At 67.9% G+C, this 26592-nt stretch carries 26 protein-coding genes and 5 tRNA genes; 16 read left to right on the top strand and 15 right to left on the bottom strand.

The window, feature by feature from the left end; translation table 11 throughout:
- From cydB to cydC, 3 genes are read left to right on the top strand one after another with little or no spacing between them, the layout of a single operon-like run.
- Entirely contained in the window at positions 1 to 1038 is a 1038-nt protein-coding gene (gene cydB, locus AC6CID_RS05205; protein ID WP_006551807.1) for a cytochrome d ubiquinol oxidase subunit II, read from the top strand.
- 2 nt (positions 1039 to 1040) lie between these two features.
- Positions 1041 to 2768, top strand: coding sequence for a thiol reductant ABC exporter subunit CydD (gene cydD, locus AC6CID_RS05210; protein WP_498353656.1), 1728 nt, complete (start codon positions 1041 to 1043; stop codon positions 2766 to 2768).
- A 17-nt stretch (positions 2769 to 2785) separates the two neighbouring features.
- Positions 2786 to 4432, top strand: a complete 1647-nt coding sequence (gene cydC / locus AC6CID_RS05215; RefSeq protein WP_498353694.1) for a thiol reductant ABC exporter subunit CydC — start codon at positions 2786 to 2788, stop codon at positions 4430 to 4432.
- A gap of 309 nt (positions 4433 to 4741) precedes the next feature.
- On the opposite strand, the gene AC6CID_RS05220 is transcribed toward cydC, so the two are convergent.
- The gene (locus AC6CID_RS05220) at positions 4742 to 4879 is read right to left on the bottom strand and encodes a hypothetical protein (protein WP_228045205.1); all 138 of its coding nucleotides are present in this window, start codon (positions 4877 to 4879) and stop codon (positions 4742 to 4744) included.
- Here AC6CID_RS05220 and AC6CID_RS05225 point away from each other — a divergent pair.
- Entirely contained in the window at positions 4818 to 6524 is a 1707-nt protein-coding gene (locus AC6CID_RS05225; RefSeq protein ID WP_228045097.1) for a BCCT family transporter, read from the top strand. The genes AC6CID_RS05220 and AC6CID_RS05225 overlap by 62 nt on opposite strands.
- Positions 6525 to 6599: 75 nt before the next feature.
- Here the strand turns inward: AC6CID_RS05225 and AC6CID_RS05230 are convergent, their stop codons facing one another.
- The 7 genes from AC6CID_RS05230 to AC6CID_RS05260 all read right to left on the bottom strand — a co-directional run bounded on the left by AC6CID_RS05230 (position 6600) and on the right by AC6CID_RS05260 (position 10613).
- Entirely contained in the window at positions 6600 to 7262 is a 663-nt protein-coding gene (locus AC6CID_RS05230) for a heme-binding beta-barrel domain-containing protein (protein WP_006551803.1), read from the bottom strand.
- A gap of 184 nt (positions 7263 to 7446) precedes the next feature.
- Positions 7447 to 7752, bottom strand: a complete 306-nt coding sequence (locus tag AC6CID_RS05235; protein ID WP_006551801.1) for a DUF1416 domain-containing protein — start codon at positions 7750 to 7752, stop codon at positions 7447 to 7449.
- A 2-nt stretch (positions 7753 to 7754) separates the two neighbouring features.
- Complete coding sequence (locus tag AC6CID_RS05240; RefSeq protein ID WP_006551800.1) at positions 7755 to 8591, bottom strand: sulfurtransferase; 837 nt, start codon at positions 8589 to 8591, stop codon at positions 7755 to 7757.
- Between the two features lie 105 nt (positions 8592 to 8696).
- Positions 8697 to 9161 carry a DUF4395 domain-containing protein gene (locus AC6CID_RS05245; protein ID WP_220666538.1) on the bottom strand — a complete coding sequence of 155 codons (465 nt, stop codon included), beginning with the start codon at positions 9159 to 9161 and terminating at the stop codon, positions 8697 to 8699.
- Between the two features lie 118 nt (positions 9162 to 9279).
- A complete protein-coding gene (locus tag AC6CID_RS05250) occupies positions 9280 to 9363 on the bottom strand; it encodes a putative leader peptide (protein ID WP_363887211.1) in 84 nt (27 codons plus the stop codon).
- Positions 9364 to 9408: 45 nt separating this feature from the next.
- Positions 9409 to 9834, bottom strand: a complete 426-nt coding sequence (locus AC6CID_RS05255) for a thioredoxin family protein (RefSeq protein ID WP_220666539.1) — start codon at positions 9832 to 9834, stop codon at positions 9409 to 9411.
- Complete coding sequence (locus tag AC6CID_RS05260) at positions 9831 to 10613, bottom strand: LmeA family phospholipid-binding protein (RefSeq protein WP_081364962.1); 783 nt, start codon at positions 10611 to 10613, stop codon at positions 9831 to 9833. Before AC6CID_RS05260 ends, AC6CID_RS05255 begins: the two co-directional genes overlap by 4 nt.
- A gap of 165 nt (positions 10614 to 10778) precedes the next feature.
- Between AC6CID_RS05260 and AC6CID_RS05265 the strand changes: the two genes are divergently transcribed.
- From AC6CID_RS05265 to pstB, 6 genes are all read left to right on the top strand, one after another.
- Entirely contained in the window at positions 10779 to 11588 is an 810-nt protein-coding gene (locus AC6CID_RS05265) for a winged helix-turn-helix transcriptional regulator (RefSeq protein WP_024103019.1), read from the top strand.
- Entirely contained in the window at positions 11585 to 12496 is a 912-nt protein-coding gene (gene mshD / locus AC6CID_RS05270; protein WP_019290021.1) for a mycothiol synthase, read from the top strand. The genes AC6CID_RS05265 and mshD overlap by 4 nt, the downstream gene beginning before the upstream one ends.
- A 276-nt stretch (positions 12497 to 12772) precedes the next feature.
- Positions 12773 to 13897 carry a phosphate ABC transporter substrate-binding protein PstS gene (pstS, locus tag AC6CID_RS05275; protein WP_006551794.1) on the top strand — a complete coding sequence of 375 codons (1125 nt, stop codon included), beginning with the start codon at positions 12773 to 12775 and terminating at the stop codon, positions 13895 to 13897.
- Positions 13898 to 13985: 88 nt separating this feature from the next.
- Positions 13986 to 15041 carry a phosphate ABC transporter permease subunit PstC gene (gene pstC / locus AC6CID_RS05280; RefSeq protein ID WP_006551793.1) on the top strand — a complete coding sequence of 352 codons (1056 nt, stop codon included), beginning with the start codon at positions 13986 to 13988 and terminating at the stop codon, positions 15039 to 15041.
- A 3-nt stretch (positions 15042 to 15044) separates the two neighbouring features.
- On the top strand, positions 15045 to 15968 hold the full coding sequence (gene pstA / locus AC6CID_RS05285) for a phosphate ABC transporter permease PstA (RefSeq protein WP_006551792.1): 924 nt from the start codon (positions 15045 to 15047) through the stop codon (positions 15966 to 15968).
- 45 nt (positions 15969 to 16013) lie between these two features.
- Positions 16014 to 16790 (top strand): phosphate ABC transporter ATP-binding protein PstB, encoded by a 777-nt coding sequence (gene pstB / locus AC6CID_RS05290; RefSeq protein ID WP_006551791.1) that lies wholly within the window; start codon positions 16014 to 16016, stop codon positions 16788 to 16790.
- Between the two features lie 88 nt (positions 16791 to 16878).
- Here pstB and phoU read toward each other — a convergent pair whose 3' ends face one another.
- From phoU to AC6CID_RS05320, 6 genes are all read right to left on the bottom strand, one after another.
- Positions 16879 to 17601, bottom strand: coding sequence for a phosphate signaling complex protein PhoU (gene phoU / locus AC6CID_RS05295; protein ID WP_006551790.1), 723 nt, complete (start codon positions 17599 to 17601; stop codon positions 16879 to 16881).
- Positions 17602 to 17686: 85 nt separating this feature from the next.
- Positions 17687 to 19549, bottom strand: coding sequence for an LCP family protein (locus tag AC6CID_RS05300; RefSeq protein ID WP_259444015.1), 1863 nt, complete (start codon positions 19547 to 19549; stop codon positions 17687 to 17689).
- Positions 19550 to 20319: 770 nt separating this feature from the next.
- Positions 20320 to 21462: a tRNA dihydrouridine synthase DusB gene (dusB, locus tag AC6CID_RS05305; protein WP_024103024.1), complete on the bottom strand. Its 1143-nt coding sequence runs from the start codon at positions 21460 to 21462 to the stop codon at positions 20320 to 20322.
- 192 nt (positions 21463 to 21654) lie between these two features.
- Positions 21655 to 22608 (bottom strand): acyl-ACP desaturase, encoded by a 954-nt coding sequence (locus AC6CID_RS05310; RefSeq protein ID WP_220666540.1) that lies wholly within the window; start codon positions 22606 to 22608, stop codon positions 21655 to 21657.
- Between the two features lie 205 nt (positions 22609 to 22813).
- Positions 22814 to 23416 (bottom strand): DUF937 domain-containing protein, encoded by a 603-nt coding sequence (locus AC6CID_RS05315; RefSeq protein ID WP_019290016.1) that lies wholly within the window; start codon positions 23414 to 23416, stop codon positions 22814 to 22816.
- Between the two features lie 86 nt (positions 23417 to 23502).
- Positions 23503 to 23964: a hypothetical protein gene (locus AC6CID_RS05320; RefSeq protein WP_006551784.1), complete on the bottom strand. Its 462-nt coding sequence runs from the start codon at positions 23962 to 23964 to the stop codon at positions 23503 to 23505.
- A 187-nt stretch (positions 23965 to 24151) separates the two neighbouring features.
- Here AC6CID_RS05320 and AC6CID_RS05325 point away from each other — a divergent pair, with 187 nt between their 5' ends.
- Entirely contained in the window at positions 24152 to 24790 is a 639-nt protein-coding gene (locus AC6CID_RS05325) for a hypothetical protein (protein ID WP_024103026.1), read from the top strand.
- 84 nt (positions 24791 to 24874) lie between these two features.
- On the opposite strand, the gene AC6CID_RS05330 is transcribed toward AC6CID_RS05325, so the two are convergent.
- Positions 24875 to 24947: transfer RNA gene (locus AC6CID_RS05330), tRNA-Lys, on the bottom strand.
- Positions 24948 to 25280: 333 nt separating this feature from the next.
- Between AC6CID_RS05330 and AC6CID_RS05335 the strand changes: the two genes are divergently transcribed.
- The 5 genes from AC6CID_RS05335 (at position 25281) to AC6CID_RS05355 (ending at position 26516) form a co-directional block, all read left to right on the top strand.
- On the top strand, positions 25281 to 25940 hold the full coding sequence (locus tag AC6CID_RS05335; protein ID WP_006551782.1) for a TetR family transcriptional regulator: 660 nt from the start codon (positions 25281 to 25283) through the stop codon (positions 25938 to 25940).
- A gap of 100 nt (positions 25941 to 26040) precedes the next feature.
- Positions 26041 to 26113 (top strand) — tRNA-Glu (locus AC6CID_RS05340).
- Between the two features lie 54 nt (positions 26114 to 26167).
- Positions 26168 to 26241: transfer RNA gene (locus AC6CID_RS05345), tRNA-Asp, on the top strand.
- Between the two features lie 39 nt (positions 26242 to 26280).
- A tRNA-Phe gene (locus AC6CID_RS05350) sits at positions 26281 to 26357 on the top strand.
- Positions 26358 to 26442: 85 nt separating this feature from the next.
- Positions 26443 to 26516: transfer RNA gene (locus AC6CID_RS05355), tRNA-Asp, on the top strand.
- Positions 26517 to 26592 lie beyond the last annotated feature (76 nt).

The raw sequence follows: 26592 nt of genomic DNA on the forward strand, positions 1-26592 counted from the left end.
ATGGGACTTCAGGAAATCTGGTTCATTCTCATCGCAGTATTGTTCACCGGCTACTTCGTCCTCGAGGGGTTCGACTTCGGTGTGGGCATGCACTTCCCGGTGCTCGGCCGCGGTAGGACCGTCGAGGCGGACACCCGGCGCCGGGTGCTGCTCAACACGATCGGTCCGGTCTGGGACGGCAACGAGGTCTGGCTCATCACCGCGGGTGGTGCGCTGTTCGCGGCGTTCCCCGAGTGGTACGCGACCCTCTTCTCGGGCTTCTATCTCCCGCTGCTGCTGATCCTGCTCGCCCTGATCGTGCGGGTGTGCGCCATCGAGTGGCGCGGCAAGGTCGACGATCCGACCTGGCGTCGCCGCTGCGACTGGGGGATCATCTTCGGCTCGTGGGTGCCCGCCGTACTGTGGGGTGTGGCGTTCGCGAACATCGTGCGCGGCGTGGCGATCGACGCCGACAAGCAGTACGTCGGCGGATTCTTCGACCTGCTGAACCCGTACGCCCTGCTCGGCGGTGCGACGACGGCGCTGGTCTTCGCGCTGCACGGCGCGGTGTTCATCGCGCTCAAGACCGAGGGACAGGTCCGGACGGATGCCGTGGCGATGTCGCGGAAGCTGGCCGTGCCCGCCGTCCTCGTGGCCGGTGCGTTCGTGGTGTGGACCCAACTCGCCTACGGCAAGGGCTGGACGATCGCGCTCGTCGCCGTGGCGGCGATCTCCCTGCTCGCGGTGGTCGCGCTGACCATCGTCGCGCGTGAGGGCTGGGCGTTCGTGTTCACCACCGTCGCGATCGCCGCGACCTCGGTGTTGCTGTTCGCGTCGCTGTTCCCGAACGTCATGCCGTCGACCCTCGACCCGTCCTGGTCGCTGACGATCGAGAACGCGTCGTCGAGCCCGTACACACTGAAGGTCATGACGTGGGCCGCAGCGTTCATGACCCCGGTCGTCCTCGCCTACCAGGGCTGGACGTACTGGGTGTTCCGTCAGCGTCTGTCGACCGACCACATCCCGCACTCGATCGGTCTGAAGATCGGCTCGAAGTGAGCATGACGCAGTCCGCAGCCCCCGCCGACGCGCCCGCGCGTCGGCGGGGGCCGGTGGACCCGCGGTTGTGGCGCTACTCGGCCGCAGCCCGCGGATATCTCGTCCTGACCGTGGTCACCTCGGTGGTCGATGTCGTGATGGTCGTCGTCACCGCACTCATGATCGGACGGGTCCTCGCGGGCGTCATCACCACCGACGCCCGGTCCGTCGGCGACTGGACGACCGAACTGGCGATCCTCGCGGTGGCGATCGTCGTGCGGGTCGCGGTGACGTGGCTGCAGTCGCGGTACGCGCACCGGTCCGCGACCCGCGTGGTCGCCGAACTCGAACACGAGGTCCTCGATTCCGCGGCGAATCTGCCCCCGCGCGAACTCGACCCGCGACGCGACGAGATCGCGGTGGTTCTCACCCGCGGACTCGACGGGCTGAAGGAATATCTCACCGGCTATCTGCCGGCGCTGCTGCTGGCCGTGATCCTCACCCCGGTGACGATCGTCGTGATCGCCCTGCACGACCTCACCTCGGCGGTCATCGTCGTGATCACGCTGCCGCTCATCCCGATCTTCATGATCCTCATCGGCCTGCTCACCAAAGGCAAGGCCGACCGCACCCTGCGCGCGATGACGACACTGTCGTCACAACTGCTCGACCTCCTGGCGGGTCTTCCCACACTGCGCGCCCTCGGTCGTGAGAAGGGGCCCGCCGATCGCGTGCGCGAACTCGGCGACGAGCATCGCGCGACTACGATGTCGGCCCTGCGCGTGGCCTTCCTGTCCGGCACGGTCCTCGAATTCCTCGCGACGCTGTCCGTCGCCCTCGTCGCCGTGAGCATCGGTATGCGCCTCGTCTACGGATCCATGCCCCTCGAAGCCGGCATCATCGCGTTGATCCTCGCGCCGGAGGCCTACCTCCCGCTGCGCACCGTCGGCAGCAAGTTCCACGCCGCCGAGGACGGGATGGCGGCGGCCGACAAGGCATTCGCCGTGCTCGACTCGGTGCCGGACGGCGCCTCCTCTCGCCGCGCCTCCTCGCGTCGCACCTCCACGGACACGATCGGCACCGACCGGGTCGCGAACTGCGAGATCGTCTTCGACGGCGTCTCCGTGCCCGGCCGCGACGGTTGCGCCCCGCACCGGCTCGACGCGATCTGCCGTCCCGGCCGGATCACCGCGTTCACCGGCGCCAACGGGGCCGGCAAGTCCACCGCCCTGCTGGCGCTGCTCGGGCTCGCCGAGCCGAGCGAGGGGACCGTCACCGTCGACGGACGTCCCGTCGCGGGCGACGAGAACTGGTGGTCGCAGATGGCGTGGCTTCCGCAGCGGCCGGTGCTGCTGCCCGGCACGCTCGCCGACAATCTGCGACTCACCGGTGTCGACCCGGAGGCCACCGAACTCGACGACGTCTGCGCCGCCACCGGCTTCGACAGCGTGCTCGCCGAACTCCCGGACGGCTGGCGGACCGTCGTGGGGGCCGGCGGCACGGGCCTGTCGCTCGGCCAACGTCAGCGACTGGCGCTCACCCGCACCCTCGCCTCCCCGCGCCCGGTCCTGCTGCTCGACGAACCCACGGCCCACCTCGACGAGGACACCGAGGCCACCGTCCTGTCCACGCTGCGCGGGCTCGCCGCGGCCGGCCGCACCGTGGTGGTCGTGGCGCATCGCCCCACCCTGCTCGCCATCGCGGACGAGGTCGTCACCGTCCACGCAGCACCGACGGAGGTGTCCCGGTGAAGGATCTGCGCCGGGCGATGGCCCTGCTCGAACTCGAGCCGCGCCGAGTGCTGCTCGCCGTCCTCGCCGGTGTCGCGACCCTCGGCAGTGCCCTGCTGCTCGCCGGTCTCTCGGCGTGGCTGATCGTGCGGGCATGGGAGATGCCGCCCGTCCTGGACCTGACCGTCGCGGTCGTCGCGGTGCGGGCGCTGGGAATCTCCCGCGGGTTGTTCCGCTACTTCGAACGACTCGCAACGCACGAGACCGCGCTGCGCGGCACCACCTCGGCCCGCGCGAATCTCTACCGGCGACTCGCGGACGGCGACCCGGCCGCCGCCCTGGGCGTGGGACGCGGCGACCTGCTCGCGCGCACCGGTGCCGACGTCGACGCTCTCGGCGACGTCGTGGTGCGCGCACTCGTGCCCATCGCCGTCGCGGCCGTGCTCTCCCTCGCGGCGGTCGTGACCCTCACCGTCATCGCTCCCGCTGCCGGCGCGGTCCTCGCCGCGGCGCTGCTCGTTGCCGGACTGTTCGCACCGTGGCTGTCCGCCCGCGCCGCGGCCCGTGCGGACGCCGATGCGAACGCCGCACGGACCCGCTTCACCGAGGACGCGGTCACGGTGCTGGACCACGCGGCGGAACTGCGGGTCGCGGGACGGCTCGACCCGCTCGCCCGGCGGGCCCGCGCCGCGAACATCGCCTCCGTCCGTGCCACCGACCGTTCCGCGGTCCCCGCGGCGTTCGCCGACGCGGCCGCACCCCTCGCGGTCGGCGCGAGTGTGCTCGGTGCGCTCCTCGTCGGTATCGCCGTCTTCGGCTCCGGTCCGGCGGCCATGAGCCCGACGACACTCGGCATCCTCGTCCTGCTGCCGCTGTCGGCGTTCGAGGCCACCGCCGTCCTCCCGGCAGCCGCGCAGACCCTCAACCGCGCACGCCTGGCGGCCGGTCGCATCACGGAGATGCTCGACCGCGCCGACAGGACGGTGCCGCACGGCATCGAACCGGCCGACGGACCCGGCCGGCTACGTGCGGTGGGTCTGCGAGGCGGATGGCCCGGCGGACCGTCCACGGAACCGGTCGACCTCGACCTGAGGCCGGGCTGTCGCGTCGCGATCGTGGGCGGCAGCGGCAGCGGCAAGACCACCGTGCTCATGACGCTCGCGGGTCTGCTCGCCCCACGCGGAGGCGCAGTGACGCTCGACGGTGTCGACCTCGCGGACATCGATCCCGCGGCCCTGCGCCGCAAGATCGGCTTCTTCGCGGAGGACGCCCACCTGTTCGACACGTCGATCCTCGAGAACCTGCGTGTCGCGCGGGGCGACGTGGACGAGGACGAGGCACTGGCCGCCCTCGGCGCCGTGGGGCTGGGGGAGTGGGTGGACGGACTCCCGCAGGGAGTCCACACCGTCCTGGGGGCCGGAGCCCGCACGGTCTCCGGTGGGCAGCGCCGTCGCCTCCTGCTGGCCCGGGCTCTGCTGTCGCCCGCACGGATCCTGCTGCTCGACGAACCCACGGAACATCTCGACGACGAGAGCGCCGACCTGATGCAGCGACTCCTCCTGGACCGCGACGCACGCTTGGTCGGCCCCGAGCGCACCGTCGTGGTGGTCACCCACCGCCTGCCCGCGGATACCGCCGCCGACCTGGTCGTTCGCGTCGAGAAAAATGCGTTGCCCGCCTCGTGAACGAAGCGTAGTTTCGCTGGTACACGAGGAAGGAGGTGGTCTGGAAGTGATTGATATTCGGACGCGTGAGGTGGCTACCCGCTAGCTGCTCGAGACGACGGAATTCACCGACCGCGCGCGGCTGGCGAATCCCAAGTAGTCACCCGGCCCCCGAGCTCCCGGTCCGTCCGATCGGGACCGCCGGTCCACGGAGCGATCCGTGCGGCGGTGCGGCTCGGGGGCTGTTCGCATTCGTGCAAAATCGGCGTTTCGGGTGTACAAGTTCGTCCGTTCTGGGTACACCGGTTTGGTGCCGATACTTCAAAAAGCTCACGATTCGTTAAGATTGCGCACGTCACCGGGGGTTTTCTTCTCTTCTGCGCTCATCGCGCTGCTCTTCGTCGTCGTGACGATCGCGTTCACCGACGGCGTCGATTCCATCTTCAGTACCGCGTCCAACTGGATCATGACGAACCTCGGATGGTTCTACATCCTGGGCGTCACGACCTTCCTGCTCTTCCTCGTCGGAATCGCCTTCACCCATTACGGCCGGGTCCGGCTCGGCGGCGACGACGAACGGCCCGAGCACTCGACCCTGGCGTGGTTCGCCATGTTGTTCGCCGCCGGTATCGGCACGATCCTCATGTTCTGGGGCGTCGCCGAGCCGATCTCCCACTTCGCGAACCCGCCCATGCAAGATGTCGAGCCGCAGTCCGTGGAGGCCGCGGAAGAGGCCATGGGCTTCGCGCTCTACCACTTCGGACTGCACACCTGGACGATCTTCGCCCTGCCCGGCCTGGGCTTCGGTTACTTCATCTACAAGCGGCACCTGCCGCCGCGCGTCAGCTCGATCTTCGCGCCCCTGCTCGGAGGTCGCATCTACGGCCCGATCGGCAAGACCATCGACGTCGTCGCGATCATCGGCACCATCTTCGGTGTCGCGACCTCGGTCGGCCTGGGCACCCTGCAGATCAACGCCGGTCTCGCGCAGCTGTTCGACATCCAGGAATCCGGGATCGTCCAGATCGCCCTCATCGCGATCGTGACGGTGATGGCCGGCATCTCGGTCGCTCTCGGTCTCGACAAGGGCATCAAGCGCCTGTCGAACATCAACATCGGCATGGCCGTGATGTTGCTGGTCTTCGTGCTCGTCACCGGACCGAGTCTGTTCCTGCTCAAGGGCATGATCGAGTCGGCCGGTATCTACGCCGAGGCCCTGCCGCGCCTGGCGTTCTGGAACGACACCTTCGCCGACTCCGGCTGGCAGAACACCTGGACGGTCTTCTACTGGGCGTGGACCATCACGTGGTCGCCCTTCGTCGGCATCTTCATCGCGCGCATCTCGCGAGGCCGCACCATCCGCGAGTTCGTCGGCGGTGTCCTCGGTCTGCCCGTGCTGTTCTCGGTGATCTGGTTCAGCATCTTCGGGATGGGCTCGTTCCACATCGAACTCGAGGGCAACGGTGGTCTCGTCGAGCGGGTCGTGGGCGACGGGGACATCCCGGGTGCGTTGTTCGAATTCCTCGGCAACTTCCCCCTCACCGGCCTGGTGTCCGGCATCGCGATCATCCTGGTGGTGATCTTCTTCGTCACCTCGGTGGACTCGACCGCGATGGTGCTCGACATGATGGCGGCCGGTCACGAGGGGAAGGCGCCCATCCATCAGCGCTTGTTCTGGGCGGTGCTCATGGGCCTGGTCGCAGCGACCATGCTCGTCGCGACCGGTAAGGACGGGCTCGACGCCCTGCAACAGGTCATCACCGTGGTGGGTCTGCCGTTCTTCGTGATGGGCTTCATCATGATGTACAGCCTGGTGCGCGGTATCCGCGAGGACCTGGGCGAGCGGCCGGAGCCGATCACCCGTCAGTGGCCCGAGGTGCGGTCGGCCGAGGAACTCGAGGCTGCTCAGGAACTACCCGCACCCGAGGTCGTCATCCACACGCGGGCCATCCCGGACGAGTGCGAGGACGGCGAGAACGCAGCCGAGGATGCCGAGGACGCCGGAATCCACCGGGTCCATGCCGGCGAACCCGATGCACTCCGTGTACGAGGCGACGGTGAACATGCCGACAAGAAGAGTGCCACCGGCACGACGGTCGTCGAGGAGAACTGAGAAAAACGGTCCGGGTCTGTTCCCTCACAGGGGAACAGACCCGGACCGTTCGAGTCTCGGAAGAAAGAGGCCTGGTCAGCCGATGTGGCGTGACAGGCGGGCGGACATCCGGGGCTTCAGTTCGCCGTCGGCGGTGACGCGCTCCTCGACGTAGGCGAGGTCGCCGCCGTCGACGATGCCGTAGAGGCGCTTGGCGCCACCGACGACCTCACCGGACTTGGTGCGGATCACGACGTCGGTCGCGAGCTCCCACGAGGACTGGGTGAGTGCGGTGCCGTAGTACAGCTCGACGACGCCGGAGCTGTGCGTCAGCAGCAGTTCGAGCGTCTCGGGATCGTCGCTGTCGGGCGCGCCCGTTCCGGACACGCGCCAGAAGCCGCTCTCGCGCCGATCCTCGCCCACGTATTCACCCGAGTCGTCGAGACGCCACGTGCGCGACTCCCACACCAGATACGCGCCGCCGTTGTGCGCGACGGTGATCTGCTGACCGAACGGATAGTCGCCGGTCTCGGGATCGTTGGCCTCACCCTCGCCGCGCCACACACCGACCAAGGGAAGGACGGCGAGCAGGGCAGGGCTCAGGTCGGGGCCGAGCCGCAGGTTCGCGGTGTCCTCGGCGCCCGGCAGCCCGGCCAGGACGGGAAGGTTCAGCTCGGCGGTGGCGCGAGCGCGCTCGGCGGCCCGGGCGATCGCCTCGTCGCCGCTACGCCGCTGGGCGTCCGATCCGTCGTTCGTCACGATCCGTCGGAGACCACGCGGTAGATGGTGTACAGCGCGAACCAGGTGATGAGGAGCGCCGCGGCGACCAGCAGGATTTCGAAGAAGATGACCACGCGGTCATTCTAGACAACCCCTTTTCCGGTACGACGAAGGGCTCCGCTCCTGGTGGAGCAGAGCCCTTCGGCGGGGTGTTCCGGCCGGATTACTTGGCGACCGTCACGTCCACGTTGTGCACGCCGGGAGCGGTGGGGCTCACGGTGGAGGTGCCGTTGCCGGAGCTCGACAGGGCGCGGATCTTCCAGTCGCCGGGGGCGGCGAAAAAACGGAAGTCGCCGGTCGCCGAGGCGACGACCTCGGCGGTGAACTCGTCGGTGCCGTCGAGCAGGCGCACGAACGCACCGCCCACGGGCTCGCCGTCGGCGTTCAGGACACGGCCGGTGATGACCGTCTCCTTCTCGGTGTCCACGCCGGCGGGCAGGGTCTGGGTTTGGACAGGGGCGCCGCACATGATCAGTTGACCTCCAGTTCGATGGGTGCACCGACGAGCGAGCCGTACTCGACCCAGCTGCCGTCGTAGTTCTTGACGTTCTTCTTGCCGAGGATCTCCTGGAGCACGAACCAGGTGTGGCTCGAGCGCTCACCGATACGGCAGTAGGCGATGGTCTCCTTGCTGTCGTCGAAGCCCTTCTCGGCGTACAGCTTCTCGAGGTCCTCGTCGGACTTGAAGGTGCCGTCCTCGTTGGCGGTGGTGCTCCACGGGATGTTGATGGCGCCGGGGACGTGGCCGCGCTGCTGCGCCTGCTCCTGCGGCAGGTGCGCCGGGGCGAGGATCTTGCCGGAGAACTCGTCGGGCGAACGCACGTCGACGATGTTCTTGGTGCCGATCGAGTCGATGACCTCGTCGCGGAAGGCGCGGATGGAGTAGTCGGGCTCGGCGGCCTTGTACTCGGTGGCCGGGCGGGTGACCTCGTCCTTCGACAGCGGACGGCCGTCGAGCTCCCACTTCTTGCGGCCGCCGTCGATGAGCTTGACGTCCTGGTGGCCGTAGAGCTTGAAGTACCAATAGGCGTAGGCGGCGAACCAGTTGTTGTTGCCGCCGTAGAGCACGACCGTGTCGTCGTTGGCGATGCCCTTGCGTGAGAGGAGCTCGGAGAACTGCTCACGGTTCAGGAAGTCGCGACGGACGGCGTCCTGCAGGTCCTTGCGCCAGTCGAGCTTGACGGCACCTTCGACGTGGCCGCCGTCGTAGGCGGAGGTGTCCTCGTCGACCTCGACGAAGACGGTCTTCGGCGCAGTGAGGTTCTGCTCTGCCCAGTCGGCGGAGACCAGGACGTCGGAGCGAGCCATGGGTGTTCCTTTCGGTGAGGGAATCCGGGAGGTTTCCGTGACCGGAACCCGTGCGAGGGTCCGTGCCAGGGTGAGGTGTGGGATGTCGAGTTCGGTGACCGCCGGTCAGGCGGGCACGCGACGCATTCGAGCGACCAGCGGGTGGATCCGGCAGCCGAGACACACGCCGAAGGCGGCGTTGAGCAGCGCCGCGAACAGCGCGAAGCCTGCGGCCACCGAGCCCACGACGATGGCGTCGGCGAAGAACGCGACCGTTCCGACGAGGGCGAAGACGAATCCGACGAGCTGCGCGAACCGCAGCGGCTCCACCGGCTCGGTCTCGATCGGAGCACCGAGGCGGGGAGCGACGAGCCTCGCGAACAGCGCACCGTACGGGCTGCGTCGCGGGCCGAGTGCCGCTCCGAGAGCGAACACGATCGTCTGCAGGGCCAGGATCACGGCCGCTGCGACGGGAGAGAAGGTGGCGACGACCAGGGCGAGGACGAGGACGCCGGTGGTGATCCACGCCGCGAAACGCGGGCCACGGACGTCGACCTGCCGACCGGACGTGCGGGGAGTGGATACGGACATGGGGAATCTCCTGCTGGATTCTGATTCGCTGGGCGGAGGGTATTCATACGACCGCGGGGCGACGCATCGGTTCGGCGGCATCGGTGCCGCAAGGATCGGGGCCAGCCCGTCGATGCGTTCAGCAGGGACAACAACAGCCACCGAGGCGGCACAGATCGACTGCGCGGCGTCGGGTGAGCATCAGCTCGTGGCGGTTCTGCACGCGAGGGAGTTTAACGCACGTCCCCTCGGGGGTGGACCCCCGGGATCACAACGACGACAGGGCTGTGCGCAGGTCGTCGACGGACGGAACGCCGGACGCGCGGAACCGTTCGCGCCCCTCGCCGTCGAAGACGAAGGTAGTGGGCAGCGACAGCACCCCGAGTTTCCGTGCCAGGACCGGATTTTCGTCGAGATCCAGCTCGACCTCGCGTGCCCGACCGGGATCGCGGTCGAGAACCTGCACGACGACCCGTCGCACGGCCGCGCACGGTCCGCACCACGGCGCGGAGAAATGCAGGATCACCGGTACGCCGTCACCGACACCCGCTGTGGCCAGCGCGGGATGGAGTTCGTGGGTGCCCGCCGAGGCGCCGGCGCCGGTGGTGCGGAGCTTGCCGGAACGGGTGCGCAGGGCCGTTCCCACCGCCAGTGTGGCGACTATCACGGCCACGAGGACGATCACTGCGATCATGCGGGCGTCTGCACTTCCTGCAGATCGATGACGACGTCGCGGGCCTCGCCCTCGATGACGATCCGGGAGCCCCGCGCCTCGACGAAGGTGGGCCGCACGCCGAACGGCAGATTCTGCGGCTCGATCGTCGTCGTGAACAGTCCGAGCACCGCCGGCTTCAGGACGTCGGGAACCGAGAAGTCGGCGCGTCCCTCGGGGCCGAAGTAGAGATCCGACGCGACGATGTGGACGCGGTCGCCGTCGAGCACCAGATCGGCCTGGACACTCACCGTCGCATCCACCGGTCCGACCGGCACCGTCCCCGTGAGGACGACCCCGCCGGCGGTCGTCGGACCGGACCCGCCGGATCCGCCCGTCCCGTCGGACTTGCTCGCCGGGGGAGCGGAAACCTGCAGGTCGGGGATGCCGTAGAGCTGTCCGAGCTCGGTGGCGTCGAGCATGACGCGGCCGTACAGCAGGTCGACGGGCACCGACCGGATCGACCCGTCGAGCAGCTCACCGGCCTCGGCGTGCGCACCGATCAGATTGGCCTCGACCGTGATGTCCCCGAGCAGATCGGTGTGGACGTTGTCGGCCACGATCTCGACGTTCTCGTAGTGACCGTCGCGGGCCTGGAGGAGGAAGGGGAAGCCGTGGATGGTCACCGCCGGATCGGATTCGAGAACGCCCCCCTCCCGCAGCGCACGCGAGACGCGGTATTCCGACCACGCCGCCGCGCCGAAGTCGGCGAGGACTGCGAGTCCGAGCAGGACTACGAGACCGAAGATCAGTTTGCGCACGCCCACCATTGTGTCGGACGCGCCGTCGGTCGGGCCGCGCCCGTCCGCTCCGAGGCCGTCCACGGAATTCTCGTGCTTACATAGCGGTAACAATCGGGGCGTTAGTCTGTTGCACGACGTTTACGACCCCTATCCGCGCTGGTCGCGCGAAGAACTGGAGGCCCGGTGGAGCTGCTCCTTCTGACCTCCGACCCGAATCCGGATGCGGTCCTGCCGTCCTTGGCGCTGCTCCCGCATTCGGTCAGGCCGGCTCCTACAGAAGTTTCGTCGCTGCTCGAGGCGGGTTCGGCGGATATCGCCATCGTCGATGCCCGCTCCGATCTCGCGGCCGCGCGAGGACTGTGCCGACTGCTCGGCAGCACCGGGTCGGCATTGCCCGTCGTCGCCGTGCTCACCGAAGGCGGACTCGTGGCCGTCAACCCCGAATGGGGACTCGACGACATCCTGCTGTCCAGCACCGGACCGGCCGAGCTCGACGCGCGCCTGCGCCTGCTCATGGGCCGCTCGGGTGTCGCGGTGGGACCGGAGAACACCGGCAAGATCACTCTCGGGGAACTCACGATCGACGAGGGCACCTACACCGCCCGCCTGCGCGGACGTCCCCTCGACCTCACCTACAAGGAGTTCGAACTCCTCAAGTACCTCGCCCAGCACGCGGGTCGGGTGTTCACCCGCGCCCAGCTGCTGCAGGAGGTCTGGGGTTACGACTTCTTCGGTGGTACCCGCACCGTCGACGTCCACGTCCGACGTCTGCGAGCGAAACTCGGCCCCGAGCACGAAGCGCTGATCGGAACGGTCCGCAACGTCGGCTACAAGGCGGTGCGTCCCTCCAACCGCGTGGGCAAGGGTGGCAATGCCACTCCCGATGTCGACGACGACGATGTGGACGACACGCTTCTCGACGACCCCCGTGCGGAGGAATCCGGCGCGGGTGACTCGGGCGCAGGGGAGTCCGGGGCACAATTCGTTCCGTGAGCACCGATACGGAATTCGTCGACCACCCGTCCACCGACCACGCCGAAGCCGTACGCGCCGTGGTGTCGCGGGCGACGCAGACCGACGGCACCGCGCCGATCTCCGAACAGGCGGTGCACTCCCTCGGACGGGAGGGCGCGGCCCGGCATCTCGTCGCGTTCGGAGAGGACGGTGAGGTCGCGGGCTACGCGAACGTCGTTCCTGCCCAGGACGGTCATCCGGCGATGGCAGAGGTGGTCGTCGACCCGCCGCAGCGCGGGCACGGACTCGGCCGCGAACTCGTCGACCGTGCACTCACCGAGGGCGGCGACGGCACCCGCGTGTGGGCACACGGCGACCTGCCCGCCGCGCAGGCGGTGGCGCGCCGTCTCGGTCTGACCGGTGTCCGCGAACTCCTGCAGTTGCGTCGATCCCTCGAGCAGGACGATCTTCCCGCCCTCGAGGTGCCCGACTCGGTGCTGCTGCGCACCTACGGCGGCCCGCAGGACGACGCCGAACTGCTCCGCGTCAACGCGGCGGCCTTCGAGTGGCATCCCGAGCAGGGGCGTTGGACGGCCGCCGACGTGGAGGAACGCCGACGCGAGTCGTGGTTCGATCCCGAAGGCCTGTTCCTCGCGTTCGATCCCGCCGAGCCCGACAAGCTGCTCGGATTCCACTGGACCAAGGTGCACCCGGCCACGGCGTCCGACCCGCAGCTCGGCGAGGTCTACGTCGTGGGTATCGACTCGTCCGCGCAGGGCAGAGGGCTCGGTCGCCTGCTCACCCTCGCGGGTCTGCACTATCTGCGCGATCGGGGTCTGCCCGGTGTCCTGCTCTACGTCGAGGGCGACAACACCGCGGCGTTGAACACCTACGGCAAACTCGGCTTCGAGCGGTTCCACGTGGACGTCGCCTACGCCCGGGCGTGACCCTCTCCGATCGGGTGGACGAACGGCGTGAAGGGTGGACTCTGCCACCCGACACGCCGATCGCGGTCAGGATTCGAGTGATGGTCGCAACACTATCGCCAGGTGTATCCGGCGTGTTCATCCGGCGTTAACCTTCGGTAGTCCGAGTGTCCACCGTCTCCTCCTAACTTCACTAGCGGGTCGAGTGCCGCAGACCCGGCGCCGGCGTCGCCCGCGCCTCGATGCCGCCGCCGCTCGGCGCCGCGGTCGTGTGAAGTTACTTCCGGAGGAGAACAGGTGAACCTCAAGCGCAATGGCGCCCTGCTCGGTGTTGTGGCCGCTGGAGCCCTCACGCTCGCCGCGTGCGGTACCGACAACAATGCCGGGTCGGTCGACGTCGATGCGTCCGCGTCCGCTGCAGCCTGCGACGGCAAGTCCAACCTCTCGGGTGCCGGCTCGTCGGCCCAGAAGAACGCGATGGACCAGTTCGTCTCCACCTACATCGCGGTGTGCTCCGAGAAGGGCACGAACGTCAACGTCGCGTACAACCCCACCGGTTCCGGTGACGGCCGCACGCAGTTCATCGCGAACCAGATCGATTTCGCCGGCTCGGACTCGGCCATCAAGGACGAGCAGGCGGCACAGGCCGCCGAGCGTTGCGCCGGCAATCCCGCATGGAACCTGCCGCTGGTCTTCGGCCCGGTCGCACTGGCCTACAACGTCGAGGGTGTCGACGAGCTCGTGCTGAACGCCGAGACGGCCGCGAAGATCTTCAACGGCTCGATCACCACGTGGAACGATCCGGCCATCGCCGCTCTCAACGAGGGCGCTGAGCTGCCCGACGCGAACATCACCCCGATCGTGCGCTCGGACTCGTCGGGCACCACCGACAACTTCCAGCAGTACCTCGAGACCGCGTCGAACGGCGCATGGACCTCCGGGGCCGGTTCGGACTTCACCGGCGGTGTCGGTGAGGGCGCGAAGGGTTCTGCGGGTGTCGCGCAGGCCGTCTCCGGCTCGCCGAACTCCATCACCTACGTCGAGAAGTCCTTCGCCGACCAGAACGGTTTGAGCATCGCGCAGATCGACAACGGCTCCGGACCCGTCGAACTGACCGAGGAGACCGCCGGCAAGGCCATCGAGGGCGCCGAGTTCGTCCCGGCCTCCGAGGGCGACCTCACGCTCGACCTGTCGTCGATCTTCGGCAGCTCCGAAGAGGGTGCCTACCCGCTGGTGCTGGCCACCTACGAGATCGTGTGCTCGGCCGGTTACGATGCCGACACCGCCGCGGCCGTCAAGTCGTTCCTGATCTCCGCCGCCAACGAGGGCCAGGAAGGCCTGTCCGAGCAGGGCTACGTCCCGCTGCCCGACGCCTTCAAGACCCGCCTCACCGAGTCGATCGACGCCATCGCCGCCGGATGACCCGCCGATCCCTCGGTCCGGTGAGTAACCGAGGGATCATCGACCCGCCCGTTCCTGAGGAATACGCTGAGAAGGATTGCGAGCGCACATGAGTGACGCGCACAACACGTCGGTCTCTATCGCGACCGACGAACCGACCCGCTCAGGAACGGGCGGTGCAACCGGCATCACGGAGGACACGATCAGCACCCCACCCCCATCCCCGGACAGGGCACGCAAGACAGTCGTGCGGCCGGGAGACAGAATCTTCGGCTCGCTCGCCTCCGGCTCCGCCGTCCTGATCTCCGTGATCATCGGCGCGATCGCAGTCTTCCTCGTCTGGCGTGCCGTCCCGGCGCTGCAGCGCAACCAGGTCAACTTCCTCACCAGCCGTGACTGGATCACGCAGGACATCACCGACATGGCGTTCGGTGTCCTCGACCTGTTCCAGGTGACGGTGCTCGTCTCCTTCTTCGCGCTGTTCCTCGCCATGCCCGTCGCGCTGGGCATCGCGATCTTCCTCACCTCGTACTGCCCCGACCGGCTCCGGAAACCGCTGGCGTATGTCATCGACCTGCTCGCCGCGGTCCCGTCGATCGTCTACGGCCTGTGGGGCATGCTCGTCCTCGCCCCGTTCCTGCGCCCCGTCGCGGAATGGCTCAACACCACCCTCGCCTGGTTCCCGCTCTTCGCCACCGGCAGCGGGTCCATCGTGGGCGGCGGAACGATCTTCACCGCCGGCATCGTCCTCGCCGTGATGATCCTGCCGACCATCGCCGCGGTGAGCCGCGAGGTGTTCGTGCAGACCCCGACGGCCCACATCGAGGGCGCGCTCGCACTCGGCGCGACCCGCTGGGAGGTCGTGCGGACCACCGTCATCCCGTTCGGCAAGTCCGGCTACATCAGCGGTTCGATGCTCGGTCTCGGCCGCGCGCTCGGCGAGACGATGGCGCTGTACCTCATCCTGCGCACCACCTCGCAGGCGTTCTCCTGGTCGCTGTTCGACGGCGGCGCGACCATCGCGTCCAAGATTGCGCTGGGATACGCCGAATTCAACAACGACATCCAGGCGGGCGCCTACATCGCCGCCGGTCTCGTGCTCTTCGTGCTCACCTTCGTGGTCAACGCCGCCGCGCGCATGATCGTCGCAGGAAAGAAGGACTGATCCATGTCGACCACCACCACGTCGACCACCGCGCTCTCCTCGCCGGTCAAGCCCCCGGCCTTCCAGCGGGTCAGCGGGCGTCGCCGCATCAAGGACACCGCAGCCACCGTGCTCGTCACGCTGTCGGTCGTCGTCGCGCTGATTCCCCTGGCCTGGGTGCTGTTCACCGTAGTCGCCAAGGGCCTGCCGGCCCTGACCTCGCCGACCTGGTTCACGCACTCGCTGAGCGGACTGACGTCCTCGTCGATGGGCGGCGGCATCTACCACGCCCTCGTCGGCACCCTCCTGCAGGGACTCGTCTGCGCGATCATCTCCATCCCGCTCGGCGTCTTCGTTGCGATCTACCTCGTCGAGTACGCCGGCCGGTCGCGGCTCGGCCGGATCACGACGTTCATGGTCGACATCCTCAGCGGTGTCCCATCGATCGTCGCGGCACTGTTCATCTACGCACTGTGGGTGTCGACCTTCGGGATGCCCAAGTCGGGCTTCGCGGTGTCGCTCGCGCTCGTTCTGCTCATGGTGCCGGTGGTCGTGCGCAGCACCGAGGAGATGCTGCGCATCGTCCCGCAGGACTTGCGCGAAGCGTCCTACGCCCTCGGTGTCCCCAAGTGGAAGACCATCGCGCGCATCGTGCTGCCCACCTCGCTCGCCGGCATCATCACCGGCATCATGCTCGCCCTGGCCCGCGTCATGGGCGAGACGGCGCCGCTGCTGATCCTCGTCGGCTACGCGCCCTTCATCAATCTCGACCTGTTCGGCGGTGAGCAAGGCACCCTCCCGGGCGTCATGGTCGCCGAGATGAACAACCCGACCGACGCCGGTTCGCAGCGCATCTGGGGCGCCGCGCTCACCCTGATCCTGGTCATCGCGGTCCTCAACATCGCGGCCAAGTTGATCAGCCGGTACTCGCAGGTCGGCAAGAAGTAACCCACAGACCTCTTCTCACATCGATACACCAGTAGGGAGCCGGTAATGGCTAAGCGTCTGGATCTCAAGGACGTCAACATCTACTACGGCAAGTTCCACGCCGTGGCCGACGTGACGCTGTCCGTGCCGCCGCGGAACGTCACCGCCTTCATCGGCCCGTCCGGTTGCGGCAAGTCCACCGTGCTCCGGTCGATCAACCGCATGCACGAGGTGACGCCCGGCGCCCGTGTCGAGGGATCCATCCTCCTCGACGGCGAGGACATCTACGATCAGAACGTCGACCCGGTCGGTGTGCGCAAGACGATCGGCATGGTCTTCCAGCGTCCCAACCCGTTCCCCACGATGTCGATCCGCGACAACGTCGTCGCCGGCCTCAAGCTGCAGGGTGTGCGCGACCGGAAGACCCTCGACGAGATCGCCGAGAAGTCGCTGCGCGGCGCCAACCTGTGGAACGAGGTCAAGGACCGTCTCGACAAGCCGGGCGGTGGCCTGTCCGGTGGTCAGCAGCAGCGTCTGTGCATCGCCCGCGCCATCGCGGTCCAGCCCGACGTGCTGCTCATGGACGAGCCGTGCTCGGCCCTCGACCCCATCTCGACGCTGGCCATCGAGGACCTGATCGGTGAGCTGAAGAAGGACTTCACCATCGTCATCGTCACGCACAACATGCAGCAGGCCGCGCGCGTGAGCGACCAGACGGCCTTCTTCAACCTCGAGGCGACCGGCCGCCCGGGTGGTCTGGTGGAGATCGACGACACCGAGAAGATCTTCTCGAACCCGAGCAAGAAGGCCACCGAGGACTACATCTCCGGCCGCTTCGGCTGAGCCGCCACTACCTACACGAGACCCCGACCGGATCCGTCCGGTCGGGGTCTCGTCGTTCGTGTGCATACTGCACTCGACAGTCGTGGGCTCAGGGGTTCTGCGCTCGGTGGTGCTCCGGGTAGACGGTCAGACTGTCCACCTTCTCCACGAGCTGACGGATCTCCTCCTCGGTGGGGAGCTTGCCGGTCACGAGGAAGATGACGCGGCGGCCCACCTCGACGGCGTGATCGGCGAACCGCTCGTAGAAGCGGCCGAGCAGGGCGACGTCGACGGCGGCTGCGACGCCGTGCGCCCATTCGCGGTCCATGAGCACGGTGAAAAGGTGTCGGTGCAGATCGTCCATCGCCTCGTCCTCGTGGTGGAGGCGGGCGGCCCGGGCGGGATCACGGGTCTCGAGAATCTCCCGTGTGGCGGCACCGAGGGCGACCGCGATCCGTCCCATCTCGGCGAAGTAACCCTTCACCTCGTCGGGGAGCACGTGCTTGGGATGACGTCGGCGGGTCGCCTTCGCGATGTGCAGTGCGAGCGCACCCATGCGGTCGATGTCGGCCACGATCTGGATGCCGCTGACGACGGCACGCAGATCGCCGGCGACCGGACCCTGCAGGGCGAGCAGCTGGAACGCCTTCTCCTCGCAGATCGTGACGAGTTCGGTGATCTTCTCGTGCTCGTCGATCACCTGCTCGGCGAGAGCGAGATCGGCTTCGAGAAGAGCTCTGGTGGACCGCTCCATCGCGGTCCCGGCGAGCCCGGCCATCTCCCCGAGGAGATCGCCGAGTTCGCCCATCTGTTCGTTGTAGACGACGCGCATAGTGGCACAGCCTACGACCTCGAGCGGTCCGAACGGCGAGCATCGGATGAACCAGAGGTGAACGTCGACGGCCGAACAGTGGTGTCTACGTGCACAGATCGTCGGCGGCGTTGGTGATCGCGAGATCGGCGGGGAGCTCGACCGACGACTCCGACCGGGTCCGGATCTGCATCGGGGCGAGCGGCGTGCCCGCGGGGGTGGGAGCGACGACGGTGCCGTCGAAGCTGGTACCCAGGACGATCTCCACGATGCTGCCCAGCTGGGCCGAGGGCGGAGCCTCCTGCAGCACCGCACCGGGGAAGGCCGAGGCCACCGTCGCAGCGTCGGTCTCCTGTCCTTCGCTGAAGCGGATCACGGTCTGCTTGCTCGTCCCGGAGGCATAGTTACCGATCGAGTAGACCGGAAAGCCGTAGGCGGCGACCTCCTCGGCGGTGCCGGCCGCCAGCCCGGACAGACCCGACGCGTTCGAGACCTGCACCGACACCGTCGACGGATCGACAGCGAGCTGGGCGGGCAGCGGTTCGGCCGGGGGAGCGGACGCGACCTCCGTCGGGTCCTCCCCCCGCTTCTCACCCGGCAGAGGGAGATCGTCGATGATCGCGGTGAAGATCGCCTTGATGTCGTCCGTGCGCGGGATCTCGTTGCCCCAGTCGTTGGTACCGGCCGTGGGGATGGTCAGGAAGGACACCGCACCCGCCTCGACGTTCTGCATCGAACGCCCGAGTTTGACGAGCGACTCGGCGTTGACGTTCTCGACGAAGGTCGCGCGGGTGAAGGCGCTGATGAAGCCGTTGAGCTTCACGGGATCGAACAGCACCTTGTTCGACAACGTCGAGCGCAGCAGCGACGACAGGAACTTCTGCTGTCGGCTGATCCGGCCGTAGTCGCTGTTGCCCTCCTGGTCGATCTTGCGGGCGCGGACGTAGTCGAGTGCCCGCTTGCCGTCGAGCGTGTGGGTGCCGGGAGTCTCGATCAGGGGACCGAGTTCGTTGTCGTACAACGGTATGGAGGTGCACACCTCGACGCCGCCGATCTCGTCGACCATCGATTCGAAGCCGGCGAAGTCGATGCCCACGAAATGGCCGATCCTCAATCCGGACATCTTCTGGATCACCTTTACCAGGCACTTCGGTCCGCCGAGGGCGTAGGTCGCGTTGAGCTTGTCGCCTTCGGCGGCCGGATAGAGCTCGGAATCGTATTCGCCGGTCGTACTGTCCCATCCGCGACAGACCGGTCGATCGACGTCCAGATCGCGGGGGAACGACACCGCGACCACGCGGCTGCGATCGGCGGGGATGTTGACGAGGATGACGGTGTCGGCACGAGCGCCCTCGGCGTCGTCGGCCGTCCCGGCGCCGATCTCACCGCTCGCACCGGCGCGGGTGTCGGTGCCGATGATCAGATAAGTCTCGTCGCCGGTCTGACCGACCGGGTCGACGATGTCCTCCGACTCGGTGTCCAGCGCGGCGATCTGGGAGAAGCCGGCCTCCGTGGACCGGACGTATCCCCACACCGCACCGTTACAGAGGAGCGCGAGGACCGAGACGAACGCCACCGCCGCTCTCGCCGCGAACCTCAGACGCTTCCGCTTGCGCTGTTTGCTCTGCGCGAGCCGGCCGAGAGTCGCGTTGCCCACCGTGCGGGGCCGAGCGGAGCCGTGCGCCTTCTCGTCCGTCGTCCGGTCGTCGTTCTCGTCCTCGGCGGGCGACGCAGCGCCCTCGGGGGACACCGCATCGATCTTGACGGTCGGCTGTTCGTCCGCGATCGGCGGTTGCTGTCGAGGAGGCGTCTGCGGCGGTCTGACGGTCTGCGGCGACCCGGCGGGAGGCACCGGGCGCGAGTCCGCGGGAGGCACCGGGCGCGAGTCCGAGGGAGGCACTGCTCGAGGGGGCTGCGCCGAGGTCGGGGGAGTCGGTACCGGGGGCGGAACGGACGGGGGGCCCGCCATCCGATCGGGAGCCTGGATGTGCGGCGGGACGGGCTTCTCCGGCGGCCGGGGCCGGGACGGTCCCGGGGGCACCCGGGGAGCACCGGGCTGCACCGGGGGGGCGACCGTGGTCGGCGGTCCCGAAGAAGCCGGCGGCACCGGAGGGCTGGGAGGTCCCGACGGAGTCGGCGGCGAAGCCGGAGGCGGCGTCCTGCGCGGGAGTTCCGCTCGACCGGCATCGTCCTCGGTCGCGACGTGCCGGGCGGATTCCGGGTCGCGGGGACGGGCCGGGGGCAACGACGAGGTGGACGTGTGCGGCGGATCGGCCGGGGGCGGATCCGACCGGGGGGACGGATCGGATCGTCGTCCCATCTTGTCGAGCAGTTCGGCGACCGTGAGCTGCTCCGGATCGTCCGAGTCCGCGGCCCGGCGGTTGCGTGCACTCTCGTGGCGACGCGAATCGGGATCGGTGTCGTCGGAGCGGTGCACCCCACCCGAGCGGCTGCGGCGGGACGAGCGGGATTCGCGGTAGCTGCTGTCGGCGATCGGCCGTTCCCAGGGAGCGCGAGGATCCGGGGATCCTGTCTCGTGCTCCTCGTCCACCGATACCTGCTCTTTCCGCGGTCGCACCGCCTCGGATCCGTCGTCGTCCACGTGATCGCTCACCGGCGACCGTCGCGAGGACTCCGCAATGATACTGATCGTCTGTTTCATGTGACGGTGACGCGGCTGTGTCGCACGACATCCACCGGTCGATCCATCTATCGTCCGGGACTACATGCCGGGACGGGTTACCCGCCCGAGTGCATCATGTCGGCGCCCTCGGGCACGCAGGTGTCCTCGGGATCGTCGAGCCAGCCGTCGGGCAGAGCGACGCTGCTCGGGGAGCCCTGACGTCCCCGCGGGCCTTCGGCATCGGCGGGGAAGGGTACGTCGTGGTCGAGTTTGCCCAGCAGGTCGTCGAGTTCGGCGAGCGTCGACACGCGGGCGAGGCCGTTGCGGATCTCCGAACCCGCAGGGAAACCACGCAGATACCAGGCGATGTGCTTGCGCATGTCGCGCAGACCGCGATCCTCGCCGTGGTGATCGGCGAGCAGTTCGGCGTGCCGCCGCATGATCTGCGTCACCTCACCGAGATTCGGCGGGGTGGGGATCGGGCGACCGCCGAGCGCGGCGCTCAGTTCGGCGAACAACCACGGACGTCCGAGGCAACCGCGACCGACGACGACGCCGTCGCAACCGGTCTGCGCCATCATCTTCTCGGCGTCGGAGGCGTCGAAGATGTCGCCGTTGCCGAGCACGGGCACGTCGGTGACGTGCTCCTTCAGCCGCGCGATTTCGTCCCAGTCGGCCGCTCCGGAGTACCGCTGCGCAGCGGTCCGGGCGTGGAGGGCAACGGCCGCGGCACCCTCAGCGGCCGCGATGCGACCGGCGTCGAGATGTGTGTGGTGCTCGTCGTCGATCCCGATGCGGAACTTGACCGTGACCGGGATGTCGGTGCCCTCGGTCGCGCGGACGGCGGCCGCGACGATCTGCCCGAACAACCGGCGTTTGTAAGGGAGGGCCGACCCTCCGCCCTTGCGGGTCACCTTCGGGACCGGGCATCCGAAGTTCATGTCGATGTGGTCGGCGAGGTTCTCGTCGACGATCATCTTCGCCGCCGCGTAGGTCGTGCCGGGATCGACGGTGTAGAGCTGCAGCGACCGCGGCGTCTCGGTGGGGCCGAAGGTCGTCATGTGCATGGTGACCGGGTGCCGCTCGACGAGGGCGCGGGCGGTGACCATCTCGCAGACGTACAGGCCCGACGTGCTGCCGGCCCGTTCGAGTTCGAGTTCGCGGCACAGCGTGCGGAATGCGACATTCGTCACTCCCGCCATCGGCGCCAGCACGACCGGGCTGTTCAGTTCGAGCGGGCCGATACGGAGGGAAGACATGGGTACCTCTGGAAAACGTTGTGTGACAAAGAAATAGCGTGCCCGTCAGTGATGGGCCGCGGAAACGACTGTGCCCGGCACCGAAAACGGCACCGGGCTACAGGATAACCTCCGCCGGACTCGGGCGGCTGTGTGCATCCGGACTCGGGCGGCTGTGTGCATCCGGACTCGGGCGGCTGTGTGCATCCGGACTCAGGCGTGCGCGCCCACCTTCTCGCGCTTGGCAGCCTCGCGGGCGAGGGAGCGATCGCGCATCTCCTCGAACCGCCCCGCCTGACGTTCCAGTTCGTCGAGGAAGTTGCCGAGCTTGTCGAGATCCTGCTGCGCCTCGCTGCCGAGATCTCGCTCGAAGATCCTCCACTTGCGCAGCACCGGCATCACGACGTCGTCGAGGTGCTGACGCAGGTCGTAGATGCCGTGCTTGGCCATCAACACACCGTTGCGACGGAAGTTCGGCATGCCGGCACCCGGCATCTGGAAGTTCTCGAGCACCTCGACGATCGCGGCGAGCGTCTGGGTCGGAGCGATGTCGATCGCCGCGTCGCAGATGTTCCGGTAGAAGATCATGTGCAGGTTCTCGTCGGCGGCGATGCGCTGGAGCATCTTGTCGGCGATCGAGTCGTCGCAGGCACGACCGGTGTTGCGGTGCGACACGCGGGTCGCGAGCTCCTGGAAGGTCACGTAGGCGACGGAGTGGAGCATGCCAGTCGAGTTGGGGGACGCGAAGCCGTTCGTCATGTGCTCCATGCGGGCGTTCTCGAGTGCGACGGGATCGACACCGCGCGTGACGACCAGGTAGTCGCGCATGACGATGCCGTGGCGGTTCTCCTCCGCGGTCCACCGGCCGACCCAGGTGCCCCAGGCGCCGTCGCGCGAGAAGCTCTCGGCGATCTCCCGGTGGTAGGAGGGCAGGTTGTCCTCGGTGAGGAGGTTGGTGATCATGGCAGCCTTGGCGACCTCGTCGAGCTTCGACTGCTCGGGTTCCCAGTCGACACCGCCCATCGCGGCGAAGTTCCGGCCCTCGTCCCACGGCACGTAGTCGTGGGGGTGCCAGTCCTTCGCCATCGAGAGATGCCGGTTGAGGTTCGCCTCGGCCACAGGCTCCAGCTCTCGCAGCAGCTCCAGTTGAGTCAGGACTCGCGTCATACTCTTCTACCCCTCACATCGTGTCCGTGTATTCCGCCGGCCTACGGAGGAGGGGAGCCCGGCCGTTCGTCGCCGCGGCACGCGGTGCACCGGTGGCCCCCCACATTCGCCCGGATCACGGTACAGGTCCGAGCGGCTCGAGGACAGTACCGTCCCGCTCGTGCCGTATCACACGGACGAGCGGAACGTGCGGTTCCGGAGGGTTTCAGCGCTTGCCTCCACCGAGAAGTCCCCCGAGGAGACCGCCGAGTCCACCACCCGAACTGCCGCCGAGCACGCTGCCGAGGACGTCGCCGATCCCACCGCCGGAGCCGACCGATCCACCACCGGCGTTCTTCAGCAGACCCCCGAGGAGATCGGCGAGACCTCCGCCCTGCGGAGCGCTCGCGGTGTTCGTTCCCGCACCGCCACCGATCTGCTTGGCGAGATAGGACAGCACGATGGGGGCGATGATCGGCAGGACCTTGGCGATCAGATCGTTCCCACCGGCGCCGTTCACGGAACCGAGGGTCGAGATCACCTGATCCTTCTTGTCGCCGAAGACATTGGAGACGATCCTGTCGCCGTCCTCGGTGTCGATCCCGTCGACGTCGACCTGACCCTCGGCCAGGTTCGACTCGGAGTGCTTGCCCAGCGCGGAGAGCAGCGAGGCCGCCCCGGTCGGATTCTGGGCGTTGGCGTCGAGACCACCGACGAGGGTGGGGAGTGCGGCGCGGACGGCCGTCTCCGCCGTCGCGTTGTCGACACCGAGTCGCTGCGCCACCTGGTCGACGGGAATGCGGGACATCAGATCGTCGAGACTTGCCATCGTTCCTGCCTTGACTCGTGGGTGCCCCGAAGTGGCCACCCGGTGCCGAGAGGGTATCGGGACGAAGCCCGTTGCAGCGGGAGGCGTCAGTCGAGCGAGGCGGCGCTCGTCGGCGAACGGCGCAACGCGATCAGGCAACACAGCAGTGCGACGAGCGTGCCGCTGAGCAGGAGCACCGTCCCGTTCTGATTGGTCAGGGTCGTACTGCGATTGAGTTCGACGTACTCGCCGTGGGTCTGGAACAGACGCGTCCAGAACACCGCGGCCGTCGCGACGCCGATCAGCGTCCCGGCCCAGCCGACGGCCACCGAGTCGAACAGTGCGGCAGCGAGGAGCAGGATCGCGGCCACGACCAGCGGTACCGCGAGGGACTCGTACAGCGGTAGACCCGGGACCGCGACACCGGCGAGATCGCCCTCGGGGAAACCGTCGCGCAGCGCCGACAGGGGAATCTCGGTGGGCCGTATTCCGCCGACCACCGGCAACACCGAGCCGATTCCCAGAGCGACGGCGGCCAGGAACAGGCCCAGGTCCACGAAACTGCGCATGTTCCTCCCCGGACGATGAACATTCGATTACCCCTGCGGCTCACCGTATACAAAGACGGGCAACCGCACCGGGTGAAATTCGCAGTGCGAAGAGACCTGCCCGAATGCACTGCTCCGAACGCGGTGGTCCGTAGGGTGAGATGCGCACGGCAGGTGCACATGGACCGATCGGCCAGGAAGGTTCGAAATGACGGACATGAATGTCGACGAGACCGGTTCGCGGAAAGGCTTGCCGCCGTGGGCGAAGAAGACCATCGCCGTGGTCGTGGCGCTGATCGTGCTCGTCATCGCCTACTACACCCTGGCGGCGTTCGTTCCTCGCTGGTGGGCGCAGCGGATCGCAAACCTCGCCGAGGGCGGCTTCGCGCGCGGAGTGCTGTGGGGTCTGCTCTTCGGCATCCTGTGCACGGCGATCCCCATCGCGCTGCTCGCGTGGATCTGGCAGGTCCGCAACTGGCGGTACAGCCGCGGGCTGCAGATCACCTTCGGCGTGCTCGCGCTGGTGGTCGCCCTGCCGAACCTCATGACCCTGGCGGTCGTGCTGGGTACGGGGAACGGTGCGCACGCGGGGGAGCGGATCCTCGACGTGGACGCGCCCGGCTTCCGCGGCGCCACGCTGATCGGCGCGATCGTCGGAGCTCTGTTCGCGGTGATCTTCGTCGTCGCGCTCACCCGCTACCGCAAGCGCGGACGTGATCTGAAGCAGGCCCGCACGGATCTCGAGCAGCGCCGGATCGAGCAGGAGCGCCTCGAGGCGCGCCGTGAGGCGGAGAAGGAACTCGGCCGGAACACCGACGACGTCCCGCCTGGCTCCCACCGTCTCTGACGAAGGACCCGGACTCCGACGAAGGACCGTGGGACGTTCCGGAACGACGAACGCCGGCGTCGTGTACGACGCCGGCGTTGCCGGTGCCCCCAGTAGGGCTCGAACCTACGACCTGCGGATTAAAAGTCCGTAGCTCTACCAACTGAGCTATAGGGGCATGGGCGCACAGTGTAACCACACCGCAGTGATCAGACCGCATGGTCCGGTGACCACATCACAGGGTGAGCCACGCTGCGCGATCGATGATATCGGACATCCGGCGGTGCGGACGCCACCCGTGACGAATGGAAAGAGGCTCGGGTGCCCACCCCCTGCTCCGCACCCGAGCCGGACAAAGCGTACCACTCGGTGTGTTCTGTGGAAACCCGGGTGTCGGGGGTGGAGTTTCACATTTCACCCGGTGGAACACGGCCTGGAACCGGGGTTGTGAGGGGGCAGACTAGAGTTGTCTCGTGGGGGAACACAGGAACGTGGAAGGCCGAATTTCCCCATGCCTCGTCAACAGGAGCGTGCGCGTCGTACGCGGGCTGCGATCGTCCGATCGGCAGCCACCGAATTCGCGCGGCGAGGTTTCGCCGCAGCATCGATCAACGCCATCCTCGAGCAGTCGAACGCCACCAAGGGTGCGATGTACTTTCACTTCGCGTCCAAGGAGGATCTGGCCCGGGCGGTGCTCGACGAAGGACTCGAGCACTACCGTGCCATCGTCGGCAGGTGGATGGACGTCCCCGATCTCGACCCCTTCGAGCGGCTGCACGGTCTCGTCGGTGATCTCGGTGCGGCTCTGCACGACGACGTGGTCATCGCCGCGGAGTTCCGTCTGGTCACCGAACCCGAGTTCGCGGAGGAGGTCAGGCTGCGCGGCAGCGTCCTGTGGGGGCGGGCCGGCTACCAGCTGGCGCGTGAAGCGCAGGAGAAGGGCCTGTTCCGGCCCGATGTCGACCTCCAGCGTTTCGTCGAGGCCATCGCGTCGTCACTCGCCGGTCAACGCTATCTCGCCGACCTCACGTCGCCGGAGACCGACGTCCGCGCCCGTTTCGAGGCCTGCGTAGAGGTGCCGCTCGAGGCGATGGCATCGGAGCAGTGGCTCGCGCAGTGGCGGGAGAAGGGCTGGCCGAGCAGGCCCAACAACGACGAATCAGCCACTTGACCTGCTGATTTGTGATTCGCGAATGCCGTGGCATAAGCTGTCCAAGCTCCCAACGGAACGCCAAACCCGTTGAGGGTGCGGTTCGGAGAAATCCGATCGGGCCCCCTTCGTCTAGCGGCCTAGGACGCCGCCCTTTCAAGGCGGTAGCGCGGGTTCGAATCCCGTAGGGGGTACGCTTCGACCTCGTCGAAGTGTGCAGTATCTTGGTGTGAGAAGTGAATATATATGGCCCTGTGGCGCAGTTGGTTAGCGCGCCGCCCTGTCACGGCGGAGGTCGCGGGTTCGAGTCCCGTCAGGGTCGCTCCAGAGTTTCGATCGGCATTCGGTTCGGGTGCCGTCCGGCCAGGTAGCTCAGTTGGTACGAGCGTCCGCCTGAAAAGCGGAAGGTCGCCGGTTCGATCCCGGCCCTGGCCACCACGGTTGTCCGGCGAACAACCATCAATTTCATATCTTCGACCCACCGGTTGCGGTGGGTCGAGCTGTGGGAACTCCGGTTCCTCATGGCCCTGTGGCGCAGTTGGTTAGCGCGCCGCCCTGTCACGGCGGAGGTCGCGGGTTCGAGTCCCGTCAGGGTCGCTCCAGGCGAAGCCCCGGCATCACATCGATACCGGGGCTTCGTCGTCGTCACCTGTTCGCGGTCCGGTGTCTGCGT

The sequence above is a fragment of the Rhodococcus sp. GQ147 genome (assembly GCF_059759155.1).

Bases quoted from the DNA above. Each gene is read 5' to 3' on its own strand.
- cydB (WP_006551807.1), top strand. From the start codon at position 1: ATGGGACTTCAGGAAATCTGGTTCATTCTCATCGCAGTATTGTTCACC.
- cydD (WP_498353656.1), top strand. From the start codon at position 1,041: ATGACGCAGTCCGCAGCCCCCGCCGACGCGCCCGCGCGTCGGCGGGGG.
- cydC (WP_498353694.1), top strand. From the start codon at position 2,786: ATGGCCCTGCTCGAACTCGAGCCGCGCCGAGTGCTGCTCGCCGTCCTC.
- AC6CID_RS05220 (WP_228045205.1), bottom strand. From the start codon at position 4,879: ATGATCCAGTTGGACGCGGTACTGAAGATGGAATCGACGCCGTCGGTG.
- AC6CID_RS05235 (WP_006551801.1), bottom strand. From the start codon at position 7,752: ATGTGCGGCGCCCCTGTCCAAACCCAGACCCTGCCCGCCGGCGTGGAC.
- AC6CID_RS05240 (WP_006551800.1), bottom strand. From the start codon at position 8,591: ATGGCTCGCTCCGACGTCCTGGTCTCCGCCGACTGGGCAGAGCAGAAC.
- AC6CID_RS05245 (WP_220666538.1), bottom strand. From the start codon at position 9,161: ATGTCCGTATCCACTCCCCGCACGTCCGGTCGGCAGGTCGACGTCCGT.
- AC6CID_RS05255 (WP_220666539.1), bottom strand. From the start codon at position 9,834: ATGATCGCAGTGATCGTCCTCGTGGCCGTGATAGTCGCCACACTGGCG.
- pstC (WP_006551793.1), top strand. From the start codon at position 13,986: ATGAGTGACGCGCACAACACGTCGGTCTCTATCGCGACCGACGAACCG.
- pstA (WP_006551792.1), top strand. From the start codon at position 15,045: ATGTCGACCACCACCACGTCGACCACCGCGCTCTCCTCGCCGGTCAAG.
- pstB (WP_006551791.1), top strand. From the start codon at position 16,014: ATGGCTAAGCGTCTGGATCTCAAGGACGTCAACATCTACTACGGCAAG.
- phoU (WP_006551790.1), bottom strand. From the start codon at position 17,601: ATGCGCGTCGTCTACAACGAACAGATGGGCGAACTCGGCGATCTCCTC.
- AC6CID_RS05300 (WP_259444015.1), bottom strand. From the start codon at position 19,549: ATGGCGGGCCCCCCGTCCGTTCCGCCCCCGGTACCGACTCCCCCGACC.
- dusB (WP_024103024.1), bottom strand. From the start codon at position 21,462: ATGTCTTCCCTCCGTATCGGCCCGCTCGAACTGAACAGCCCGGTCGTG.
- AC6CID_RS05310 (WP_220666540.1), bottom strand. From the start codon at position 22,608: ATGACGCGAGTCCTGACTCAACTGGAGCTGCTGCGAGAGCTGGAGCCT.
- AC6CID_RS05315 (WP_019290016.1), bottom strand. From the start codon at position 23,416: ATGGCAAGTCTCGACGATCTGATGTCCCGCATTCCCGTCGACCAGGTG.
- AC6CID_RS05320 (WP_006551784.1), bottom strand. From the start codon at position 23,964: ATGCGCAGTTTCGTGGACCTGGGCCTGTTCCTGGCCGCCGTCGCTCTG.
- AC6CID_RS05325 (WP_024103026.1), top strand. From the start codon at position 24,152: ATGACGGACATGAATGTCGACGAGACCGGTTCGCGGAAAGGCTTGCCG.
- AC6CID_RS05335 (WP_006551782.1), top strand. From the start codon at position 25,281: ATGCCTCGTCAACAGGAGCGTGCGCGTCGTACGCGGGCTGCGATCGTC.